The organism is Actinokineospora sp. (genome assembly GCF_050699995.1).
GTDB lineage: Bacteria > Actinomycetota > Actinomycetes > Mycobacteriales > Pseudonocardiaceae > Actinokineospora.
Genome location: NZ_JBOHGC010000229.1, coordinates 1 through 1,376 on the forward strand (window position 1 = coordinate 1; position 1,376 = coordinate 1,376).

Consider the following 1,376-nt stretch of genomic DNA (forward strand, 5'->3'; position numbering starts at 1 on the left):
TGAGCGCTGGAAGCATCGGCGAATCTCCCGACAACGGGCGGTTATAAGGAACGCCGATGCTTCCGCCATGTCCGGCCAGTGTCGCCGTCATCGCCCCGTGTCACGTGAAGATCAACCAACCGTGTCGTCACGAAAAGTGCGAAACCTCAGCACCACGGAAGTACCCGGAGGAGTTGCGTGAGCGGGCCACGCGTCTGGTGGTTGAGGCCAGGCGGGATCCGGCGTCGGCCGCTGGGGCGATCAAACGGATCGCCGATCAGCTCGGTGTGCACCCCGAAGCGTTGCGGACGTGGGTGAAACAGGCCGAGACCGACGATGGGGCTCGGTCGGGAACGATCTCGACGGACGCGGCCAGGCTCGCCGAGCTGGAACGCGAGAACCGTGAGCTGCGCCGGGCGAACCAGATCCTGAAGTCAGCGGCGTCTTTCTTCGCGGCGGAGTTGGACCGTCCATCGCGATGAAGGTCGAGTTCGTCGACTCCCAGCGGAAGGAGCACGGTGTCCAGCCGGTCCTGCGGGTGCTTGAGGGCACGCCCGCCGAGATCGCACCGTCGACCTACTACGCCACCAGGGCACGACCCGAATCAGCTCGCGCGGCATCCGACCGGGTGCTGGCCGAGAAGATCGAGCGGGTGCACGAGGACAACTACGGCGTCTACGGGGCAAGGAAGGTGTGGAGGCATCTGAACCGCCACGGCGTCGAGGTGGCCCGGTGCACGGTCGAGCGGCTCATGCGCGAGAACGGGCTGCGTGGCCTGCTGCGAGACAAGTCTCCGCGCACGACCCGCCCGGCGCCGGAGACCGGCAGGCCAGCTGACCTGGTGGAACGTGACTTCACGGCCACGACTGTCAACGAGCTGTGGGTCGCGGACATCACTTACGTGCGCACCGCGGCCGGCTGGGTCTACGCGGCGTTCGTCCTGGACGTGTTCTCCCGGATGATCGTCGGCTGGCAGGTCGCCACCAGCCTCTACACCGATCTGGCGCTCGACGCGCTGCAGATGGCGATCTGGCGCCGCCAGGCCACCGGCACGGACCTGACCGGGCTCGTGCACCACAGCGACCGCGGCGTGCAGTACCGGGCGGTGCGCTACACCCAGCGCCTGTCCGAGGCCGACGTGGTCGCATCCGTTGGCAGCAAAGGAGATTCCTACGACAACGCGATGGCCGAGGCGTTCAACTCGTTGTACAAGGCCGAACTCGTCCGCAACCGCGGACCCTGGCGAGGTCTGGGCGACCTGGAAATCGCCACCGTCGAGTACATCGACTGGTACAACAACCGGCGCCTGCACGGCGAACTCGGGCACATGCCACCCGCCGAGTACGAAGCACTACACGCGATGACCCACCCGGTCACCGCAACCCTGGAAACCAGCT

Annotated in this window: 1 protein-coding gene; it reads left to right on the forward strand. The window is 66.6% G+C overall.

Going from position 1 to position 1,376, the window contains the following annotated elements:
• Window positions 1-110: 110 nt before the first annotated feature.
• A protein-coding gene (locus tag ACRDSQ_RS12420; protein WP_431421092.1) for an IS3 family transposase occupies window positions 111-1,376 on the forward strand; the annotation gives its coding sequence in 2 pieces (ribosomal slippage) (window positions 111-423 and window positions 423-1,376; 1,267 coding nt annotated over the 2 pieces). This gene is flagged as partial in the annotation.